General features: G+C 47.9%; 16 protein-coding genes and 1 tRNA gene. 9 read left to right on the forward strand and 8 right to left on the reverse strand.

The window, feature by feature from the left end; genetic code table 11:
• Positions 1-186: 186 nt before the first annotated feature.
• The 7 genes from coaBC to IQ219_RS03855 form a co-directional block, all read right to left on the reverse strand.
• Complete coding sequence (gene coaBC, locus IQ219_RS03825; RefSeq protein ID WP_194020283.1) at positions 187-1,401, reverse strand: bifunctional phosphopantothenoylcysteine decarboxylase/phosphopantothenate--cysteine ligase CoaBC; 1,215 nt, start codon at positions 1,399-1,401, stop codon at positions 187-189.
• Between the two features lie 12 nt (positions 1,402-1,413).
• Complete coding sequence (locus IQ219_RS03830) at positions 1,414-1,665, reverse strand: DUF2555 domain-containing protein (protein WP_194020282.1); 252 nt, start codon at positions 1,663-1,665, stop codon at positions 1,414-1,416.
• 103 nt (positions 1,666-1,768) lie between these two features.
• The gene (locus tag IQ219_RS03835) at positions 1,769-2,095 is read right to left on the reverse strand and encodes a hypothetical protein (RefSeq protein ID WP_194020281.1); all 327 of its coding nucleotides are present in this window, start codon (positions 2,093-2,095) and stop codon (positions 1,769-1,771) included.
• 28 nt (positions 2,096-2,123) lie between these two features.
• The gene (locus IQ219_RS03840; RefSeq protein WP_194071780.1) at positions 2,124-5,828 is read right to left on the reverse strand and encodes an FG-GAP-like repeat-containing protein; all 3,705 of its coding nucleotides are present in this window, start codon (positions 5,826-5,828) and stop codon (positions 2,124-2,126) included.
• Positions 5,829-6,185: 357 nt separating this feature from the next.
• Complete coding sequence (locus tag IQ219_RS03845; protein WP_190597677.1) at positions 6,186-7,004, reverse strand: Rpn family recombination-promoting nuclease/putative transposase; 819 nt, start codon at positions 7,002-7,004, stop codon at positions 6,186-6,188.
• Positions 7,005-7,120: 116 nt separating this feature from the next.
• Positions 7,121-10,864, reverse strand: a complete 3,744-nt coding sequence (locus IQ219_RS03850; protein WP_194071781.1) for a TIGR03032 family protein — start codon at positions 10,862-10,864, stop codon at positions 7,121-7,123.
• Between the two features lie 76 nt (positions 10,865-10,940).
• On the reverse strand, positions 10,941-11,840 hold the full coding sequence (locus IQ219_RS03855) for a MerR family transcriptional regulator (RefSeq protein ID WP_194071782.1): 900 nt from the start codon (positions 11,838-11,840) through the stop codon (positions 10,941-10,943).
• A 93-nt stretch (positions 11,841-11,933) separates the two neighbouring features.
• Here IQ219_RS03855 and IQ219_RS03860 point away from each other — a divergent pair, with 93 nt between their 5' ends.
• On the forward strand, positions 11,934-12,170 hold the full coding sequence (locus IQ219_RS03860) for a hypothetical protein (RefSeq protein WP_194071783.1): 237 nt from the start codon (positions 11,934-11,936) through the stop codon (positions 12,168-12,170).
• Positions 12,171-12,200: 30 nt separating this feature from the next.
• On the opposite strand, the gene IQ219_RS03865 is transcribed toward IQ219_RS03860, so the two are convergent.
• Positions 12,201-12,274, reverse strand: a tRNA-Val gene (locus tag IQ219_RS03865).
• Positions 12,275-12,325: 51 nt separating this feature from the next.
• Here IQ219_RS03865 and IQ219_RS03870 point away from each other — a divergent pair.
• The 8 genes from IQ219_RS03870 to IQ219_RS03905 all read left to right on the forward strand — a co-directional run.
• Complete coding sequence (locus IQ219_RS03870; RefSeq protein WP_194071784.1) at positions 12,326-13,198, forward strand: shikimate dehydrogenase; 873 nt, start codon at positions 12,326-12,328, stop codon at positions 13,196-13,198.
• A 116-nt stretch (positions 13,199-13,314) separates the two neighbouring features.
• Positions 13,315-14,535 (forward strand): ATP phosphoribosyltransferase regulatory subunit, encoded by a 1,221-nt coding sequence (locus IQ219_RS03875; protein ID WP_194071785.1) that lies wholly within the window; start codon positions 13,315-13,317, stop codon positions 14,533-14,535.
• A gap of 77 nt (positions 14,536-14,612) precedes the next feature.
• Positions 14,613-14,939 (forward strand): glutaredoxin 3, encoded by a 327-nt coding sequence (grxC, locus tag IQ219_RS03880; protein WP_194020273.1) that lies wholly within the window; start codon positions 14,613-14,615, stop codon positions 14,937-14,939.
• 30 nt (positions 14,940-14,969) lie between these two features.
• Positions 14,970-15,857: a fructosamine kinase family protein gene (locus IQ219_RS03885; RefSeq protein ID WP_194020272.1), complete on the forward strand. Its 888-nt coding sequence runs from the start codon at positions 14,970-14,972 to the stop codon at positions 15,855-15,857.
• 277 nt (positions 15,858-16,134) lie between these two features.
• The gene (locus IQ219_RS03890; protein ID WP_190599237.1) at positions 16,135-16,911 is read left to right on the forward strand and encodes an RNA polymerase sigma factor SigF; all 777 of its coding nucleotides are present in this window, start codon (positions 16,135-16,137) and stop codon (positions 16,909-16,911) included.
• Between the two features lie 127 nt (positions 16,912-17,038).
• Positions 17,039-17,380 carry an iron-sulfur cluster assembly accessory protein gene (locus tag IQ219_RS03895; RefSeq protein WP_190599238.1) on the forward strand — a complete coding sequence of 114 codons (342 nt, stop codon included), beginning with the start codon at positions 17,039-17,041 and terminating at the stop codon, positions 17,378-17,380.
• 8 nt (positions 17,381-17,388) lie between these two features.
• Complete coding sequence (locus tag IQ219_RS03900; protein ID WP_194071786.1) at positions 17,389-18,576, forward strand: glycosyltransferase; 1,188 nt, start codon at positions 17,389-17,391, stop codon at positions 18,574-18,576.
• A 205-nt stretch (positions 18,577-18,781) separates the two neighbouring features.
• A partial coding sequence (locus tag IQ219_RS03905) for a twitch domain-containing radical SAM protein (protein ID WP_228016697.1) occupies positions 18,782-21,212 on the forward strand: 2,431 nt, incomplete at its 3' end.

A 21,212-nucleotide genomic window follows, 5' to 3' on the forward strand; every position in this document is an offset into this window, starting at 1 on the left:
TTTTCTTCGTCGTCAAGCCGTTAATAGCCCATTGACAGTCTACGAAATATCTCATCAACCATGGTCTGATTTCCTGCGTCAACAGCTTCGTTCTCCTACTCTTAAGTTTTCTTTTGCGTAAGTCCTGTCATTAAGGAAAACTAAGGGGAATTGATCACCATGCCGTCAAAAAAAGTTAGGGATTAATCAACTTCCCACTCTTTCCAACAAATATTGCCAAATCTGATGGGCCATGGCCAATTTCGTACAAGGGGCGATCGCCGTTTGGGAACCGTTCCTGTCAATAATTACCGCCTGATTACTGTCACTACCAAAACCCGCCTGGGGTTGGTCAATGGGATTGGCGACAATGACATCGAGATTTTTTCTCTGTAACTTTTCCTGGGCCGGGGTAATAATATCTCCCGTTTGGGCCGCAAAACCCACTAGCAATTGATGGGGCTGTTTTTGTTTACCAACCTGGGCAATTAAATCCGGCACTGGGGCCAACGGTAAGCTAGCGGGTAAATCCTGTTTAGCCATTTTACCTGTCACAGTTTGGGCTGGTTTAACGTCCGCTACGGCGGCAGCCATCACAATCCAATCCGCCAGGGGAGCTTGGGTCATCAAAGCTTGTTGCATTTGCTCTGCGTTAACTACTGCCACACTGGTTACTCCCATGGGTATGGACAAATCTCCTATGGGGCCATGGATCAGGGTTACCGTCGCCCCCCGATCGCCGGCGGATTGAGCCAGAGTTAAACCCATTTTGCCTGTGGACGGATTACCAATAAAGCGCACTGCATCAAGGTATTCCTGGGTACCCCCGGCGGTGATCAAAATCCTTTTACCCCGTAAATCTTCTTGCCCCTGGGTAAACAGCAGGGCCTGCAGTCGGTTAATAATTTGCGTTGGCTCGGCCAAACGTCCCATCCCTCTACGGTCACAGGCCAACAGCCCCCCATTGGGCGCTAACAAATGGTAACGGCGATCGGTCAGCAACTGTTGTAAATTCCTTTGCACTGCCTCCTGTTCCCACATATCCGTATTCATGGCGGGGGCCAAAAGAATCGGACAACGGGAAGCTAATACCGTATTGCTCAGTAAATCGTCCGCAAAACCATGGCTCAGTTTGGCCAAAGTATGGGCGGTAAGGGGAGCGATCAAGAAAATATCTGCCCATTCCCCCAAATCAATGTGCAGGGGACGGTGGTGTATGGGTTGCCAAAAATCGGCGTCACAGTAGGCGGGATGGCGGGCCAGGGTGGTAAAAGTTAGGGGCGTGACGAACTTCTCACCTCCGGCCGTGAGAATGACCTTTACTTCTGCCCCCTGCTGAAATAGTTGGGACACCACCTCACAAATTTTGTAGGCCGCAATGCCGCCCCCCACCCCAATTAGGATGCGTTTGCCCTTCACCATGGGTGGCTAGATTTAAGCTTCGTCATAGGTTTCATTGTCCAACAGGTAAAGATAGGGTTCCGCTAAGTCTTCCCGCTGAAAGGCGATCGCCCGCAGGAGATGCCAATCCTTCAGCCCTTCAAAAGCATCGGTGTAATCGTCATTTTCCAGGCGTTGGGCCAATTGAGCCACATCCTCGGCAGTGAGGGCGGCTACATCTTGTTTACTCAGGTTTTGGACTGACATGGGCAATGCTCCTGAAGTTGACAACCGTTGGCACCTCATATTTTATTGTGTCTGGGGCTTGGATGGTTTAGTGAGCCGCTACAACTTTCATGGCAGATGACGTACCAAGGCATTTCCAATGTTGTCACCATCAAGTTGTTAACTACTTTATTTTTTTCATCGAAAATCGACGCTTGGCCCAAATTCCAGTTCCCAAAAAGGTCATGCTGACCAGCACTGGTAAAGCATCAGTTTCAAAGGGCACAGGGGTGGCATTAAAATCAAAATCATTGATAGTTAAACCGCCCGCTCCTCCCAAATTACTGGTCGTACTAACCTGGAAACCAAAAGTATCCCCAGCCAAGAGGTTCAGGTTAACAGGACTACTGCTAGATTGGGTTGCACCATTACCAGTCGCCAGGGTGAAGAAATTGGAATTGATAAAGTAACTAGCGGTGTCATCGCCAATAAAATATGATTTGCCATACACTTAATCGTAAAGGCAAATTCAGAGAGATTTAGATCACAACATTAGTCCCCACGGAGAGGCTAGAAGGAAAAACTCCTATTAGGGTGGTCAGGGTGGTGTAGTTGGAGCCATTGCTTAGACCATCAGCGTCAATTTGCACCTGGGTACTAAATCCTAGGCGATTGAAGCGGAGATAACCATCAGCAATGGGGTCTGTGCCAGCGTAATCGAGACTTGTAAATAACTCAGTTAAAATTAACTGATCTTGGTTTCGATTGAAGTCAAGGATTACATCTCCTGCTTCATTTAAAGCTTTATAGACAAACTTGTCCTTACCCAATCCACCAATGAGCTTATCCGTTCCCAGTCCTCCAATAAGCACGTCATCACCAAACCCGCCATTGAGAATATCATTTCCTTCTCCGCCATAGAGGGTGTCGTTACCGCCATTGCCTAAAAGAATATCATTGCCACCAAAACCTCGAATTAAGTCATTTTTTCCGGTTCCAAAGAGAAAATTAGCTGCATCATTGCCATCAATGCTAGAGGCTTCGTTGACATCGGTGACAGTAATGACGATCGCCTGGGAATCACTCAGTAACCCATCACTGGCCGTTACCGTAATGTCATAGACGTTATCTGTCCCAATATCTGTTGGATTTTCAAAGTCAGGAGATGTTTTAAAGGTGACTATGCCTGTATTACTGTCAATGTCAAAGAGGAGATAGTCTCCTGTTGTTTCCAAACCATAGGTAATCGAGTCATTTTCGGGGTCGGTGGCGGTGACGGTGTAGACGGTTCCTGTGCCATTTTCGGCAAAGTTGGCTGTCGTACCACTGGTAATCGTTGGGGCAGAATTGGGAATCACACTTTCAAAATAGTAGAGATTACCGTACAAATCCCCAATAACGGCATCGAGGTCGCCATCTCCGTCAATATCCGCAAAAGTCGGTTTACTGTAAGACCCAATATCAATGCCATTGAAAGGATTGGCGCTTCCTGTGCGCTCAGTGTAAACGGGAGCGGTGTTACTGCCCGTATTTTCGTAGTAGTTGAGAGTACCGTCCTGTTCCCCAATAAAGGCATCGAGGTCGCCATCTCCGTCAATATCCGCAAAGGTGGGTGCGCTGTAAGTCCCAACATCAATGCCATTGAAGGGGTTAGCGGTTCCTGTGCGCTCGGTGTAAACGGGAGCGTTGCTACTGCCCGTATTCTCGTAGTACTTGAGATTACCGTCCCTTTCACCAATGATCGCATCGAGGTCGCCATCTCCGTCCAGATCCGCTAAGGTGGGTGCGCTGTACCCACCAACATCAATGCCATTGAAGGGATTGGCTGTTCCTGTGCGCTCAGTGTAAACGGGAGCGGTGTTACTGCCCGTATTTTCGTAGTACTTGAGATTACCGTCCCTTTCACCAATGATCGCATCGAGGTCGCCATCCCCGTCCAGATACGCAAAGGTGGGACTGCTGAAATACCCAATACCAATGCCATTGAAGGGATTAGCCGTTCCTGTGCGCTCAGTGTAAACGGGAGCGGTGCTACTGCCCGTATTTTCGTAGTAGTTGAGATTATTGTCAGATTCCCCAATAACGGCATCGAGGTCGCCATCCCCGTCCAGATCCGCAAAGGTGGGACTGCTGAAATACCCAACATCAATGCCATTGAAGGGGTTGGGGTTGGCGATCCCTGGTTTGGGAATCACACTTTTAAAATAGTTGAGATTACCGTAATATTCCCCAATAACGGCATCAAGGTCGCCATCTCCGTCAATATCCGCAAAGGTCGGTTTACTGTAAGACCCAATATCAATGCCATTGAAGGGATTGGCGCTTCCTGTGCGCTCAGTGTAAACGGGAGCGGTGTTACTGCCCGTATTTTCGTAGTAGTTGAGATTACCGTCAGATTCCCCAATAACGGCATCGAGGTCGCCATCTCCGTCAATATCCGCTAAGGTGGGACTGCTGTAAGTCCTAACATCAATGCCATTGAAGGGGTTGGCGGTTCCTGTGCGCTCGGTGTAAACGGGAGCGGTGCTACTGCCTGTATTTTCGTAGTAGTTGAGAGTACCGTCAGACTCCCCAATGATCGCATCGAGGTCGCCATCTCCGTCAATATCCGCAAAAGTGGGACTGCTGTAAGTCCCAACATCAATGCCATTGAAGGGATTGGCGGTTCCTGTGCGTTCTGTGTAAACGGGAGCGGTGCTACTGCCCGTATTTTCGTAGTAGTTGAGAGTACCGTAAGAGTCCCCAATGATCGCATCGAGGTCGCCATCTCCGTCAATATCCGCAAAAGTGGGACTGCTGTAAGTCCCAATATCAATGCCATTGAAGGGATTGGCGGTTCCTGTGCGCTCTGTGTAAACGGGAGCAGTGCTACTGCCCGTATTTTCGTAGTAGTTGAGAGTACCATCCTGTTCCCCAATGATCACATCGAGATCGCCATCTCCGTCTAGATCCGCTAAGGTGGGTGCGCTGTAAAACCCAATATCAATGCCATTGAAGGGGTTAGCCGTTCCTGTTTGGGCGTTGGCGATCCCTGTTTGTGCGATGTAAATGCGGGGAGTGGTGGGGAGATCGTTGTCAGTGATTTGGGCGACTACACTGGCGACGGTTAAGCCGTTGTAGCTAAGGTCTGTACTGCTTACGGTGCTGGTGATTACGCCTTGGTGAGGGCCTTCGCCTACAGTGTCATCCACTGCGGTTACGGTGACGGTTTGGGGAACATCCCAGTTGGCGCTGGTGAAGGTGAGGCTGGTGACGTTGGTGCTGAGTTGCGTCCCACCATTGAGGGCGATCGTCACATCGGCGCTGGGTTGAACGTTTAGGACTACTGTATAGCTATCCGTGGCTCCGCCTTCGGTGACTTGGGTGTTGCCACCTGTTGGGGTAATGGCGATCGCAGGAACACTCTGGAAGTATTTGAGAGTGCCGTCATTTTCCCCCACGATCGCATCCAGGTCACCATCGCCATCAATATCTGCAAAGGTGGGAGCGCTTAAACTCCCGATATTAATGCCATTGAAGGGGTTAGCTGTGCCGGTTTGGGCGGTGTAGACGGGAGCGGTGCTGCTTCCTGTGTTTTGGTAGTATTTGAGAGTGCCGTTAAGTTCCCCGATGATCGCATCCAGGTCGCCATCTCCGTCTAGATCCGCTAAGGTGGGAGCGCTGTAACTCCCAATATCAATGCCATCGAAGGGGTTAGCCGTGCCGGTTTGCTCGGTGTAGACGGGAGCGGTGCTGCTTCCTGTGTTTTGGTAGTATCTGAGAGTGCCGTAAGATTCCCCGACGATCGCATCCAGGTCGCCATCGCCATCGAGATCCGCGAAGGTGGGAGCGCTGAAAGACCCGACATTAATGCCATCGAAGGGGTTAGCTGTGCCGGTTTGCTCGGTGTAGACGGGAGCGGTGCTACTTCCTGTGTTTTGGAAGTATTTGAGAGTGCCGTTACGTCCCCCGACGATCGCATCCAGGTCGCCATCGCCATCGAGATCTGCCAAGGTGGGTTTGCTGTAAATCCTGATATTAATGCCATTGAAGGGGTTAGCCGTGCCGGTTTGCTCGGTGTAGACGGGAGCGGTGTTACTACCTGTGTTTTGGAAGTATTTGAGATTGCGGTCAAATTCCCCCACGATCGCATCCAGGTCGCCATCGCCATCAATATCCGCCAAGGTGGGAGCGCTGTAACTCCCAATATCAATGCCATTGAAGGGGTTGTTGCTTCCTGTTTGAAAAATATATACGTTAGCCACAATAATGAAGTTAAGATTTTTAGGATTGGGGCGATTAATTTAAAATTTAATGGCGTTGAGAGGGGACAGGGATGATTCTCTCAGCGCGATCGCTGGATGGGTGTTTCCGAACGGCATAACTCATAACTAACGTATATATACCCAGGAAGAATATCATTCGTGGAAGCATAGATCCGCAAGGTCACCATAATATAAAACATAGAATTGGCCTATACCTGCAGCGATTTTAGAAGTTTGTGGAGATTTGGGCGCAGGCCTTGTGCCCCTACCGTAATTGTTAATTATCCATTGAAAACGGCGATCGCCATTTTACTTCACGGCAAGAGGGCGATCGCCGACGGACAGGGCATTTAACTTTTAATTATTCTGATTAGCGACAAACTGATTGACTAAAGCAATATCAATATCTAATTCCTCGGCAATGTCGGCGATGGACAAACCCAATTTTTTAAGTAGAGGGATTGTTTTCAGCTTGCCCTCAAGAAGACCTTGCTGGCGACCCTCCTGGCGACCCTCAAGAAGACCTTGCTGGCGACCATCCTGACGACCTTCCTGAAGAATTTCCTGATAGAAAGCTGATTCCTTCATAATGTCACTCCTTAAAATTGTTTTAATCATTTCAGGTTCCATCACTAATCCTGCGAATACTGCCGTTGCAGCCATCAGATTAGCCCTCACCCCTTGATTCTCTATTGTATCCAATCCCTTAGAAACCTCTCCTAATCGTATTGTTGGCTCCTCACTTTTGGTTAATATCGCCAACGGTAATAACCCTGGACTCTGCAAAAATATCTCTGAAGATTGTTCCCAAAGCCGAATCGCCCGATAACGATGGGTGGTTTCACCGAGTTGAAAACTATCCTGATAGACCAATGCGGATTTACTTGGTTTTAGATAAATCACGACTTGGTGCATGGTTTTAGCCGGGAAACGACGATAAACCCGCACCCGATAATCCAACATCCGAAAACCCATTGTTTCATCGGGTTCTGTCTGAAATTCTAGATGTAGAACCAAGTCTTCTGATTGTTCCAGAATGAGGGAATCGGCACGAATGGGTTCTAGGGATAATTCCGTTGGACTCAGTTTAGTTAAGGTGACAGGACGACCGAGCAACCAACTGGCATAGTCTTCGGAAAAGTTTTCCGCTAGAAATTTGCAAACATTATCAAACATCAATGAATTCTAACATTCTGGCGATCGCCGTCTTGGTAATTAAGTCAGAGAAATAAAAGCATGGCGAGATTCATGGGTGGCGGTCATATAGGGCTGTAAATGTCGTCGCAAAAACCTTAAGCTTGTACACAGTTGTCGCCACTACAAAGAGACTGTAAAACCGACTCTAAATTACGAACCCATTGCTTTGGCTGAAATAGGGGCAACTCTCCCTTTGTTTGTAATAAATTATCTCGAATAGCCTGCAATTCTTGAGGATGGGTTCCCCAATAAATAGCTTGTTCTTCATAGGATTGGGGACTCTCGCAAATAAAGTCATCCAAGCCAACGGTATGACAAATGCTGGCTCCCATCCGTGAAGCAAAGGTTTCCCCAGGACAGGTCAAAATGGGTAGTCCCGATTGTAAAGCGGCGATCGCCGTTGAAGCAGCACTGTAATTAAATGTATCCAGAAATAAATCCGCCCGTTGATAGTGGGCAATGAAGTCGTCGGCCAAAGGAATGTTCGAAAGAAATACTAGGCGTTCTGGTGCAACCCCCTGGGATTGGGCATCTTGTCGTAGTTTTTGGGTGATTTCAGGGGAAATATCCTTTAGCCAGAGCACGGAGTCGGGAACATGTTGGAGAATACGCATCCATACGGTAAATAAGTAAGGATCAAATTTATCAGTGCGATTAAAACAGCAATAGACAAATCCCTTTTCGGGTAATCCCAAGGCCGAGCGGGGGGGCGCTTTTTTGGTGATTTCCACTGGGGAGGCAATAAACGCCTGGGGCAGTTCAATCACCTGTTCAGTGTAATACGGGGTAAGTTCTGGAGGAATAATCTGGCGATCGCTAAGTATATATTGAATAAATTCGGCTCCCATAGTGTTGGGATAACCCAAATATTGCATTTGAATCGGCGCAGGTTGGAGGGCGAGGATTTCTGGGCGACATGAAGTGGTGTAACCCCCTAAATCAATCAAAATATCAATCTCGTCAGCGTAAATACGCCGTGCGCCGGCTTCCACAGAGAGAGAGGCAATATTGACAAAAAAATCACAACCCTTTTGGATAATTTTTGTGGTTTCATCGGTTGTGTCTGCTAGGGAATAGCCATAGACCTCAAACAAATTGCGATCGTGATATTGAAAAATGTCGGCAATGAGGGAACCCACCGCATGACTACGAAAATCGGCGGATAGATAGCCTAGGCGAATTTTTTCTCGGTTAAACCTGCGGGGCGTAAACCCACAGTGGGCTTTCAGTTCCGCCATGGCCTCCGTAATCGTTTGACTCCAATGACGATTGACGGTGGTATGTAAGGCGATCGGGGCCCCAAAGCTATTCAAACTCAGGGGGGTAAGTTTGGCAGAATGGGGCGTTTCTAAATGATTTTGAATGCGTTCAGTTAGGATTTGCATCCGATGATCAAAGTCATCCCAATCACAAAGGATTAACCGTAGATGTTCCCGTTGATAAAAAATCTCCGTTGCTTCGGGATTGAGTTGCAAAGATTGATTGTAGGCATGGAGAGCTTCTAGGAATTTATTTTGGTTTTCCAAGATAAAACCTAAACTGCTGTAAACGAAAGATGGATTAAAAGAAAGCTGATCCAATGGAGTCTTGAGGATTTTTTGCAAGTATTGTTTAGCTGTATTAAGTTGTCCTTTGGTAATCAATAAACACCCCAGACTATAATAAGCTTCACTGAACTGAGGGTTTAATTTAATAGCATTTTTAAAACAACTAATTGCTTCTTCTAGATGGCCCATTTGACGGAGTATATTTCCCAAAAGTTGGTGATTTTCTGGGTCTTCAGGCTGAAATTCTAGAAGTCGCCAAAGCACCATTTCTGCCCGTTGAAATTGCCGGTAACTAGTATAAAGAATTGCTAAATTTCGGTAGGCTAAGACAAAATCAGATTTTAGTTCAATGGCTTTTTGATAGGCGGCGATCGCCTCTTTATATTTTCCTTGCATTTGCCAAATACTACCCAGGTTACAATGGGCAACGGCCATGTTTGGATTAATTTCTAAGACCTGTTGGTAACAGGCGATCGCTTTGTCTAATTCTCCTAACTGTTGCCAAGCATTCCCCAGTTGATTGAGAGCAGGAATATAGTTGGGTTGTTGGTATAGAACGGACTGAAATTGCTCTACAGCCTCTTTTAATTGTCCGGCTTGGGCTAACTGTTTTCCTGCCTGAAAAGCTTGCTTGATAGTGTCATTAACAGCAACATTAGTCGAACTTTTAACAACATCAGCCGCCTTAGCAAAGGTTTTGTGGCTTCCCTTTACCTGGGGACTCAACATAGTTGGCGGTTGCCAGCCCAACTGTTGCAATAACGGTTCTAAGGCAATACAAATATCGGCGATCGGCGGATAGAGGAAGACAAATTGCGTTACCCCTTCTCTTACCAGTTGCTGCTCCAAGATTTGCAACATCCGAAGACCAATACCCTGGCGACGTTGACTGGGATCAACGTTAAAAGAAATAATTTCAACCCGCTCTGGACTGAGCTGTTCTCCAATCACAAAACCGACCAAATCCCCTAACCGAGAGGCTGATACCCCCACCACTTCTCCCCGTTGGGGTTGCTGTTGCCAGCGTTGTTGCAGACTGGGAAAGGTCATATTGTCATAGGGGACAAGGCTTTCTGGGTTGAGGTGATAAACCCGTTGATATTTGACCGGGGCGGCCGCCAGTTCTGCTTGTCGTTCTAAGTCCTCGATTTCCCTAGCTTCTTGGTTTTCCCGCTCCACCCGTTCTTTAGTGGCTAGCCCAGGAATGGGAGCTTTGGGGCCAAGGCTGGGACGTTTGACAGCGGGTTTGGTGGTAATCAGTCCCTGACAACCGGGATAGGTAATCAGCCTTTCAATGTCTTCATCTTGAAAACCAATCACCCTCGGTTTAGTCACTCCAGGGATAACCACCACGTCGTACAGTTCTTCAATCACGCCAGCAAAAATCAGGGAATGGGCAATTTCCCCTGTCCGTAGGTCAATCACCATTACCCCACACTGGGGAGTTTGACCGATTTCATTTAAGCGCTCCTCTAGTCTTAATCCCCCAAAATTCTTGGAGCGCAGTTGCGATAAACCGACGATCGTCCAGTGTTTCCAGAAAGTAAGTCCTCGCACAAAGCCAGGACAGAAGGTAACCGGCACAAACTTTTCCGCTTCGATGTAACCCAGTTCCCCTGTGCCGGAGTTGAGTAACCAGAGTTTGCCGTCATGCCAGCGGGGGGAGTGGGGCATAGATAGCCCAGTGGCAATGATTTCACTACTGGAGATGTCCAGGATGATGCCACCATTTTGCCGATGGTTACGCCAACCCGCCGGTTTATTGGTTTCACCGCAGGCGGTCATATAGCGGGGTTCCCCATCCACCATCGCTAAGCCATTGAGGTGACAACTATCTTGGGAAACCAATTTTTTGATAAAGGGAGGTTGCCACAGGGGTTTAAAGCTATGCCCTTCTTCGAGGGTGGCAAGGCAACTGTAGTCAGTATTGACGAATAAGAGGGAGCCGTTTTTATCCAGCACCAGGTCATGGACATTAAGACCGCCAGTGATATAACTTTGGCTCGGTCGATAAAGGCGATCGGCTTCTTGGTAAGTTTCTCTCGGTTGCAGGCAGTTATCGAAGCGCCAAATTTGGTAGCGGGTGCTCATGTAAAGGCTCTGGTTCTTCACGTACAACCCCATGGGTTTATCAAACAGTCTTTCATTGAGGGCCAGTCTGCCTTCGCTGTTACTCCCCACCATCATTAACCGATTGGTTTGGTAAGTACTCAGTCCCAGACTTAGCTGCTCTGTTTGTAACCAGTTGCCTAGTTCGGCTGATATTTGTAGAGGCAATGCTGGTTGATTCATCGTGGATCTTTTTTTGAAACGTTTACGGTGAAGGGGTTGGGGTCAACGGCGATCGTCCTATATCGTGCCATTTTGTCTAGGAATCCGCTGTATCTCGGCCTAGTAGCTCGAATAAAGCCTGAGGCGTGTGAAACAACTGGAGCTGACAGGCAATGTTAGTGTCTTCCCGCATATCCAGAAAGTAAATTAACTCTCCGTTGCTGGAGTAGAGAAAAGGCACACGGTAGCCCCGCCAATTACCAACCCCATCGAATGCCCCCTTAGAGTAACGTTTAGCCTGCTCCAGGGCAGAGTGGGGATTGAAAGATGAACTTGATAAATGTTTAGCTTCCACTATCCCCAATAGCAAATCATTAACGAAAAGAGCATAGTCTGCCCGGCCGGTGGCGAGGGGATACTCCCTAACCGCATGGGCACTGCGCCTGTCCATCCGTATCCCAAGTTTCATCGAGATAATCTCCCACCCAACAGAACTTAAGTGTTGGTCTATGTGCTTGCGGGCTTCATCTTCGGCCCGTTGTGGTAGGTGATTTATGTCGGGCATCTCAGTACCAGACATATCCCTTAGCTTCTGACCTAATTTCAGGTGAATTTGGTCTAACCAAAGGGGTACCACGAGCTGCCCAGCATACATAGCCATCTGCACTGCATCTAAGTCAAAGCATTCAAGAATAAGAGCTTTATCTTCTGGGTTTCTGGTCACGATATAGCGACTTTCCACAGCCATATCAGCAAACCCTGGCTCCTTCTCCCGCAATAAGTTCAACACCTCAACGGCTTGGGTATATTCCAGACCAGTGCTAAGAAGGTGTTTCATCACCATTAACTCACAAAGGTCTACTTGGTTGTAGTAAACGGTTCTGCCTCTACCCGTCGCGTCCACCGTTGGACTTACCACCCTCTTCTCACGCCAATACTGCAATTGGCGTAGGGTACACCCGGTAATTTCTGCTGCCTGGTGGCTGGTAAAAAACATTCGCTTAGCAATTTAGTTAGGTTGTCCAACTATATTACGACTCCCGTCATTCAACTCCAGCACAGAATAAAAACATAGTGTTATTATCTGGAGATGAGTATCATTACAATTCATTGTGACCTGACCGCACCGGAAGCAACCCGGCGGCAACTCTGGGAGTTAATGGCAGAAAAGAACACGCCATTAATCAATGAGCTTTTGCGTCTAGTGGCCGAGGAGAAAGATTTTGATGTTTGGTGCCAGAAGGGTTATCCTCCCTTAGGGCTTGTTACAACAATCTGTCATCACGACACGAAATTTGGCATGATGACATCAATGTGTCACCAATGACAAAGATTGTGTCACTGTACAGCAAATTTATGGACGTAACTGGATTCGAACCAGTGACCCCATCGATGTCAACGATGTACTCTAACCAACTGAGCTATACGTCCTAGCGATTTAGTAATATAGCATGGCTCCATTTAAATTAACAATTGTCCCCCATGCTCCCCATTACCGGTAAAACTAAGCTTCTCGGTGTGATTGGTCATCCGGTGGCCCATTCCCTGTCCCCGGTGATGCACAATGCAGCTCTCCAGGCGATCTCCAGTGACTATGTGTATGCCGCCTTTCCCATTGCCCCGGCGGATTTGCCAGTAGCCATTGAAGGTTTGGGGGCTAGTGGAGTCCAGGGGTTAAGCGTGACGATTCCCCATAAACAGGCGGTGATGCCTTTATTGACCCAGATAACTGAAACCGCTCAGCAAGTGGGGGCCGTGAATACTCTCTGGCGGGATGGCCATGGTTGGCAGGGAACCAATACCGATGTTGAGGGTTTTTTGGCTCCTTTATTGGAGTTAAAGCGAGATTGGTCAGGGGGGAAGGCGGTGGTCCTCGGTCACGGTGGGGCCGCCCGAGCAGTGGTGGTGGGTTTAATCCAATTGGGTTGTCCAGAAATTATTGTGGTGGGTCGCAGTCCAGAAAAACTGGCCCAGTTTGCCGACAGTTGGACAGATCAGGAAATCAAACAAGCTTTGCAAGTCCTGCCCTGGGAAGAGTTATCCAAGGTTATCCCCCAAGCAACTTTATTGATTAACAGTACCCCCGTGGGCATGGTTCCCCATCCCGAGCAATCCCCCCTAGATCAATCTCTGGTGGAAAAATTACCGCCAATGGCGATCGCCTATGACCTAATTTATACTCCCCGCCCCACCAAGTTTTTACAACAGGCCCAAGAGCGAGGCTTAGTGACCATCGACGGAGCAGAAATGCTCGTGCAACAGGGGGCTGCGGCATTGAAAATTTGGTTACAACGGGACGTACCAGTTGATGTGATGCGCCAAGCCCTACTCCATCACCTAGAAAAATCCGCCTGATCACCTGGAAGTAAAGGTTTTGAGAATTTTGCCAACCAAGGAAAACCGGGGAAATATTCCTTGGGGTTGCGGGAAAACATTATATTTAAATTTGTCCCCGCCGAAACTAAGCTGCCATGATTCACCATCCCCCCGCTGGAGCCAGGGACTTACTTCCCCTAGAAGTTGCCCAAAAAGCCTGCATCAATGACCAACTGCAACAAACTTTTCACCGCTGGGGCTATCAGCGCATTGTTACCTCCACTTTGGAATGGCTGGATACCCTTGTGGCCGGGGGAGCAATTTCCGCCCATAAAGTTATCCAACTCCAGGACCGGGGGGAAGGACGGTTGGGTTTACGGCCAGAATTGACTGCTTCCATTGCCCGGGCAGTAGTGACCCGCATGACTGACAATCAGCCCCAAAGATTGTGTTACCGGGCCAACGTCTTTCGCAATCCTCCAGAAGGCTACCACGGGAAGCAAATGGAGTTTTTCCAAGCGGGCATAGAATTACTCTTTGCTGGAGGCGTCCGGGCCGATGCGGAAATTCTTCTGCTGTTGACCGATTGCCTCACCCAATTGGGCCTAACCGATTGGCAACTAATTTTGGGTGACGCTGGCCTGACTAGAAGTCTATTGGCCAAATTACCTACCCCTCTCCAAGCCTCTGTCCGGGATTGCATCACCCGTTTGGACTATGTGGAGCTCTCCCAACTCCCCTATCCCGATGACGCAGCTAAAAACTTGGCCTTACAACTGTTTGACCTGCGGGGCACCGTGGAGGAAGTGTTGGGAAGATTAGCCCAATTAAACTTGGAAGGAGAATGTTTAGCTCGGGTCGATCGCCTGCAGGCATTGTTGTCCTTGGTGGCGGCCAGTGGAGATGGGCCCTCCAATTTGGTACTAGATTTGAGTTGGCTCCAGCCGTTTGATTATTACACTGGGATGGTTTTCCAAGCGGTGAGCCGCCAAACTGATAACTGTTACGTGTTGGGCCAGGGGGGGCGTTATGACCAACTCCTCAGTCAATACCACCCCCAGCGGCAATCCTTTCCCGGTACGGGCTTTTCCTTGAACATTGAAGAACTGCACCAATGTTTGCTCGAATTGGGCACTTTGCCCACCAGCACCGCCACCATCGATTATCTGGTTTGCCCGGTGGATGACTCTGCCGAGGGAGCCGCCTTTCGCCAGGCCCAAAATTTACGCCGCCAGCATCCCGATCGCCGGGTGGAATTGGACCTTGGTGGGCGATCGCCGGAGGAACTGCACACCTATGCTGAGACCACGGCAGTGGGGCAAATCGTCTGGGTTGGGGCCGATGGCCAGGTTGAGGCTACACCGGCCGATCTGTAATGCTTGAGGAGAAGGACCAAGACAATCCCGTTGCAGTCCCCATTTGAAATTCCCAGTTCCAATCTCCAGGTAATGTCATGGCTAATTTGTTCAACTGGCTCCCCCTCCTCAGTGGCCGCCAAGCGGATGGGATCAAAGCCAAAGTGGAAGTATATACTTGGCAAACTTGCCCTTTTTGCATCCGGGCCAAGCTTTTACTGTGGTGGAAGGGAGTTAAGTTCATCGAGTATAAAATTGACGGCGATGACCAAGCCAGGCAAGCTATGGCGGCAAGAGCAGAGGGACGACGCACTGTACCCCAAATTTTTGTCAATGACCAGGGCATTGGTGGCTGTGACCAACTGTATAGCCTGGACAGCCGGGGCCAGTTAGACCCCCTGTTAGCAACTCCCCCCCCAGCTTAGGAATTTGTACTCTCTATCCCTACTTTCCATTTGCCTGTGAATTCCCCTGTCCTTTGGCAAACCATTGCCCAACAAATCAGTCAGACCACCGGCCAACCCTTCCATGGGCAGGAACGGCGATCGGTGAGTGGTGGTTGCATAAACCAGGGCTATTGCCTGATGGATGGGGAACAGAAGTATTTTGTCAAACTTAACCAAGCCCAGCAGTGGCCCATGTTTCAAGCGGAGGCCCTCGGGTTAGAAGCCATGGCGGCCACCCATACCATTAGGGTTCCCCGGCCCATTTGCCACGGTAGTTCCGCCGGCCATAGTTACCTGGTGTTGGAATGGCTAGAGTTTGGCCAGGGCAACCATGATAGTTGGTATCGCATGGGGCAAAATTTGGCGGCATTGCATCAAGCGGGGGGCAGCGCCCAATTTGGTTGGCAGACTGATAACACCATCGGGGCCACTCCCCAGCCCAATCCTTGGACCGATAGTTGGGCCGACTTTTTTGCGGAGCATCGCCTCGGCTATCAACTGGCCCTAGCCCGACGACGGGGAGGCAACTTTCCCGATCCAACGGCGGTGGTGCCCAAAGTGAAGGATTTACTAGGCGATCGCCAACCGACACCGGCTTTAGTCCACGGCGATTTGTGGTCTGGCAATGGTGCGATTTTAACCACAGGGGAACCGGTAATTCTCGACCCGGCCACCTACTACGGCGATGGGGAAGTGGATATTGCCATGACAGAATTATTTGGCGGGTTTCCAGCGGGATTTTACCAGGGTTACCATGCCATTCATCCCCCAGAGCCTGGTTATCAACAACGGAAAACCCTCTACAATCTCTATCACATCCTCAACCATTTCAATTTGTTTGGGGGCGGTTATCAACAGCAAGCTCAGCAAATGCTTAAACAATGCTTAAGGATTTAGTTGAAGAATTGTTGACTTTTTCCCCATATTATTGTCCAGATTTTGAATTAGTCTTATAATTACTCTTGGTTCTTCGCCATATCTCTCCGTTGCTAACGATTCAAACGCAAACTAGTTTCCCGGACAGAGCAAGGGGGAGAATGATGCCCAAACTCAAACAAAGCGTATTTGCTGGGGCATCGGTTGGCAAAAAGTTTTTATTTTCTCCATATATTTGCTGATGTAGGCAGAGCCTGACCATCGGTAGAATTGACTAGAGTCGTCTAAACCCAAAACCATGACCAATGCCACCAGTGAAAACCTCAAACTTGAGACTCTGAGACTATTCAAAATCTACGCAGAGTCCCACAACGTTGACGTGCGTAATCAGATTATGGAAGTCAATCTGGGTCTGGTGAGGAAAGAAGCGCACCATTGGACAGCCCAATGCAATGAAAGTTTTGAAGATTTATCCCAGGTGGGTTGTTTGGGACTAATCCGGGCCATTGAAAGATTTGATGTGAGTAAGGGCAATGCTTTTAGCTCCTTTGCTATCCCCTATGTCCGGGGGGAAATCCAGCATTTTCTGCGGGACAAAAGTAATTGTGTTCGCATTCCCCGTCGTTGGTTAGATCTGGGTCGCCAGGCGATCGCCGTCCAGCAAGAATTTCGCCTCAAATATGACCGGGCTGCCACCGATGAGGAAATTGCCCAAATTTTAGCGGTGCCCCTGACGGACTGGCAGGAAACCAAACTAGCATTGCAAAATCGTGAGCTGGTGAGTTTGGACACCAAGGTAAACGGCGACGATGACGGGCAGGTTAACCTGGGGGATTGTTTAGCCCACCACGAATTCCGTAGTTTTCAGCTTAGCCCAGAGGATCAAATCCGCCTGCAACAGGCCCTGGCCGGTTTGGAAGAACGTACCCGCCGCATTGTGGAATTTGTTTTTCTCCATGACTTCACCCACAAGGAAGCTGCTGAAATGATGGGGGTGAGCGTGATCACCGTTTCCCGTCGTATCAAACAGGGCATTGGGGCATTGAAAAAAGCCTTGAATACGGAAATTTTCTAACTCTTTAGAATGGCTCTCCGGCAGTTAACGGAAAATTTCATCCAAGGTCGGCGATCGCCCTGGTAGTATGGCAGATGGAACTTTATGTCTAATTTCTCGATTTCTTTTTGAGCCATTGCGTTAGCCTATGCTGCAATTGACTGCCAGTGCCGCCCAGGAAATTAAACGATTGCAACACAGTCGCCAACTAACCCGCCACCATTTTCGCCTCGCGGTTAGGCCCGGAGGGTGCGCCGGTTGGTTATACCATTTGGATTTTGTCCCGGAAATTACCGCTGACGATTTGGAGTATGAAAGTGACGGGGTGACGGTGTTGGTCGATAGCCAGAGTGCAGGTTACCTCCACAATCTCAAATTAGATTATGCCGAAGATTTAATGGGGGGAGGATTCCGCTTCACCAACCCCAATGCCGCCCAGGTGTGTAGCTGTAGCTTGTCCTTTGCTCCTAATTTAGAAAAGAATTTGTAGGTGGACAAATGGTCACCTTTGTCTTAGCAATTACCGTAATCTCCTGCCTGATTTGGTGCTTTTTGCTGGGGGGCTGGGGAAATTTTTGGCGCTGTGACCAGGTTTTAAACTTTGATCAGCCATCGCCGTTAAAGGACTATCCCCCCGTAGCGGCCATTATTCCAGCTCGGGATGAGGCCAGCGTCTTGGGTCAAAGTTTGCCCAGTTTGTTGCAACAGCATTATCCTGGCCCGTTAAGAATCATTTTGGTGGATGACCAAAGTAGTGATAACACCGGCACTGTGGCCCAACGTATCGCCACCGATTTAGGCTATGGCGATCGCCTGGAAGTGGTGTCGGGGCAACCGCTACCCCCTGGGTGGTCAGGAAAATTGTGGGCAGTGGAACAGGGCTGGCAAACAGTGCAGTCGGACAAGCAAAGTCCAGAATCCTGGCCCGAGTATATTTTCCTCACCGATGCGGATATTACCCATGGCCCCCAAACCATTAAAGCCTTGGTGGAAAAGGCCCAGCGGGAAAATTTAGCCCTGGTATCCCTGATGGTGCTGTTGCGCTGTGAGAGTATTTGGGAAAGATTACTGATTCCAGCCTTTATTTTCTTCTTCCAAAAGCTCTATCCCTTCCCATTGGTGAATAATCCCCACCATAAAACGGCGGCGGCGGCGGGGGGCTGTATTCTTATTCAACGGTCATCTTTACAAATCATTGGGGGCATTGAAGCTCTGAAGGAAGCACTAATCGATGATTGCACCCTCGCCCAGAAGGTAAAAACCCAAAAATCACCTATTTGGTTGGGGCTAACTAGGGAAAATTGGAGCTTACGGCCCTACGATCGCCTAGAAACCATTTGGCAGATGGTTAGCCGCACTGCCTATACCCAATTGGATTACAATCCCCTGCTGCTACTAGGCACCCTTCTGGGCATGGCTTTGGTTTATTTAACCGCCCCCATTGCTCTAATGCTGGCAATCATCTGGGGCGATTTACCTCTGGCTTTATTAGGATCTTTTACCTGGGTCTTAATGGCGATCGCCTATGGCCCGACCTTAAAATTCTATGGGCGCTCCCGGTTTTGGGGTTTATCCCTACCGTTAATTGCCCTGTTATATAGCCTCATGACCCTCGATTCCGCTTGGCAACATTGGCGAGGTCGGGGGGGCGGCTGGAAAGGCCGGGTTTATCCCCAGGGGTCTTAATTATTTTTTAAAACCTATTAAGAAATTTGGGAATATTATTGAGTTAATTGATGGCTGGGGTTAGTTTTGTGGTAATTAATATTCTCGAAAAACCCCAGAATATTTGATGGTCAAAGATCTGCTCATGGTCGGTAAAGTGGCAGTCTGATTCGCCGTTGGATGGGGGGCTTATTTTGTCAAAGTCATTCCCCATATTTACTCGGCAATGAAATTCATTATTCTCTGCTATCCTCGTACCGGCTCTACTCTACTCATCACCGCCCTTGGCACTCACCCTAATATCTGTCAGGGTATGGATATTTTTAATCCCGAACAGGAAGGGGACGATCCCTGGGTGCATTGGCGTCGGCAAACCCTAGAGAATCTTTACGGCCATCAAGATAGCTATTTAAATGATCAAAAAAAATTAGATGGCGATTGCCTCGACCTCAGCCTTTTGGCCCAGACTTTCTTTAAAGATTTCGATGGCACCAAATTAATGTATGACCATTTGGGGCACAATTCTTCAGTTTGGGATTATCTCCGCTCAAAACAAGATCTACGGGTCATTGTCTTGACTAGAAATATTGTTGAAGCAGCTATCAGTTTTCGGGTAGCAATGACAACTAATATTTGGTTTTCTCCCAATGTCCACTCCCCAATTTGGTATGTTCCCGGTTCCTATAATCCTCCCCCTTCTCCCAGTTTGACCTACGAAACTTGGTATTTTGATTGGTTTTATCAATACTACTGCTCTGGTCAGAATTACTTTACGGGACTTTTTGCCCAAGAAGCACAACTCTGGGTTGATTACACCGATTTAGTAACTAATTGGGATGCGACACTAACTAAAATTCAAGCCCATCTCGGAGTGGATCCTATTGTCATTCCCAAAATGTTTGAAAAAAGAACCCAAGGCAATCTAACAACCCTAGTGGAAAATCACGAACAAATACTTAAACATTACCAAGATCATCCTATCTTAGCTTCCCACTTTCAAAGTGCTTTCCAAATTCAGGATTTTAATTCGAGCCAGAATTTAACACCAGACTCCCCCCGCTCCTTAACTAGAAATCAAGCTAACCCTGTCGCGTTAGATTTTTCGAAAACTTTTTGTATTTTGCCCTTTTATCAAACTGTGATTGATAACAAAGGCAAAATAAAGTTATGCAGTCAAACTTTGGCTCTAGATTTAGAATCGGAAGGAGAAATTCTTTCCCTCGAAAATATGAATCTGGATAAAGCGTGGAATTCTGCCTACTTCCGGAAACTACGCCATACACTAGTGACTGGAGAAAAGGCTGCTTCTTGTCAAAAATGTTACCAAAAAGAACAGGACGGCGGGACGAGTTTACGCCAGGTTTGCAATGCTCACTTCCCGACTAGAACGATTCCCCAAACTAGGGAAGAATTGGAAGCTGAAATAGGGAATATTATCACAAATGAACAAGGACAAGCGCCATTTCCTTCCGCTTTGCATCTCTGGTTGGGTAATACCTGTAATCTCAAGTGTCGTATGTGTTCCCAACAATATAGCTCCAGCATTGCCCAGGATCCGGTTCATTCCCGCTGGTATGGAGGCAACTCCCAAGGAGAAAACTCAGTGGCTTGGTCTGGACAAGAAGCAACCGTTTTTGAACAAGTTCTTGCCCATCCCGAAAACCTACGCTTTATTAACTTTTCAGGAGGAGAGCCATTAATTAATCCCTCCTTTATCCCTATTTTGGAATGGCTGATTAAACAAGATGCTGCTTCCCATATTTCCCTTTATATCAACACCAACGGAACTAAATATAGTCAGAAAATATCCCGGTTATTACAACAGTTTCAAGATGTGGAATTAGCCGTTAGCGTTGATGGGTTTGAATCTGTACAAAATTATATTCGTTACCCTTGTCGTTGGGAAAAAATTTGCTTTAATATTTTAGCTTTTAAACAGGATAATTTACGGGTTTCTATTCGACCAACAATTCAAGCTTATAATATTTTTAGTCTGCTTGATTTAGTCCGCTGGTGCGATGATAAAAAACTCTCATTTTATTTGGATCATATTCTAACGGAACCTCGTTTTCTTTCCCTAGATATGCTTCCCCAGGGAGTTATCAATGAAGCTTTAGAGGAATGGGAAGGCTATTTAAATAAGCAATGCGCTCCGGCCAATCTCTGGCACGTAGAAACTCTCATTGCCGCCCTTAATCGCCCTCGTCCAAGCCAAGAACAATTACAGATTTTACAAAATAGTTTTAGCCGTTTCACGAAAGAAATAGATCAATCTCGTCAGCAATCCCTAGCTGTGGCTTGTCCAAGACTATATCAATCTCTGGTTGCTTACGGAGTCAATTTCACTTTTTTACCCGCTCTAGACCAATCTAAAACTATGGCTCAACCCCTTACTCAAGCCTTGGCCACTGTTACTTCCTGTGAAGTTAATAATCAACATGGAAGCGGTTCTCTAATCGCACGCTTATTGACTGATGCACAACAAATTATATCTTTGCGCTCCCTGAACTTGTATGGCGGTATTCAGGAATTTGGAGATTTAGATTTTTGCGTTAATGTCAGGGACTTATCCCGAGAGGAAGCCTTAAATATGGTTGCTCAAAAAATTTCTGGACATTGGGTAAAGCAAATTTACTGTGTTCCTTATTTTTCTGAAG

It is taken from the genome of Synechocystis sp. LEGE 06083 (assembly GCF_015207725.1).
Lineage (GTDB): Bacteria > Cyanobacteriota > Cyanobacteriia > Cyanobacteriales > Microcystaceae > Synechocystis > Synechocystis salina.

What these genes read in the sequence shown, in the direction of transcription:
- IQ219_RS03875 (WP_194071785.1), top strand. Translation starts at nt 13,315, where the DNA reads ATGATTCACCATCCCCCCGCTGGAGCCAGGGACTTACTTCCCCTAGAA.
- IQ219_RS03870 (WP_194071784.1), top strand. Translation starts at nt 12,326, where the DNA reads ATGCTCCCCATTACCGGTAAAACTAAGCTTCTCGGTGTGATTGGTCAT.
- IQ219_RS03860 (WP_194071783.1), top strand. Translation starts at nt 11,934, where the DNA reads ATGAGTATCATTACAATTCATTGTGACCTGACCGCACCGGAAGCAACC.
- IQ219_RS03855 (WP_194071782.1), bottom strand. Translation starts at nt 11,840, where the DNA reads ATGTTTTTTACCAGCCACCAGGCAGCAGAAATTACCGGGTGTACCCTA.
- coaBC (WP_194020283.1), bottom strand. Translation starts at nt 1,401, where the DNA reads ATGGTGAAGGGCAAACGCATCCTAATTGGGGTGGGGGGCGGCATTGCG.
- IQ219_RS03895 (WP_190599238.1), top strand. Translation starts at nt 17,039, where the DNA reads ATGCTGCAATTGACTGCCAGTGCCGCCCAGGAAATTAAACGATTGCAA.
- IQ219_RS03845 (WP_190597677.1), bottom strand. Translation starts at nt 7,004, where the DNA reads ATGTTTGATAATGTTTGCAAATTTCTAGCGGAAAACTTTTCCGAAGAC.
- IQ219_RS03830 (WP_194020282.1), bottom strand. Translation starts at nt 1,665, where the DNA reads ATGAGGTGCCAACGGTTGTCAACTTCAGGAGCATTGCCCATGTCAGTC.
- IQ219_RS03890 (WP_190599237.1), top strand. Translation starts at nt 16,135, where the DNA reads ATGACCAATGCCACCAGTGAAAACCTCAAACTTGAGACTCTGAGACTA.
- grxC (WP_194020273.1), top strand. Translation starts at nt 14,613, where the DNA reads ATGGCTAATTTGTTCAACTGGCTCCCCCTCCTCAGTGGCCGCCAAGCG.
- IQ219_RS03850 (WP_194071781.1), bottom strand. Translation starts at nt 10,864, where the DNA reads ATGAATCAACCAGCATTGCCTCTACAAATATCAGCCGAACTAGGCAAC.
- IQ219_RS03900 (WP_194071786.1), top strand. Translation starts at nt 17,389, where the DNA reads ATGGTCACCTTTGTCTTAGCAATTACCGTAATCTCCTGCCTGATTTGG.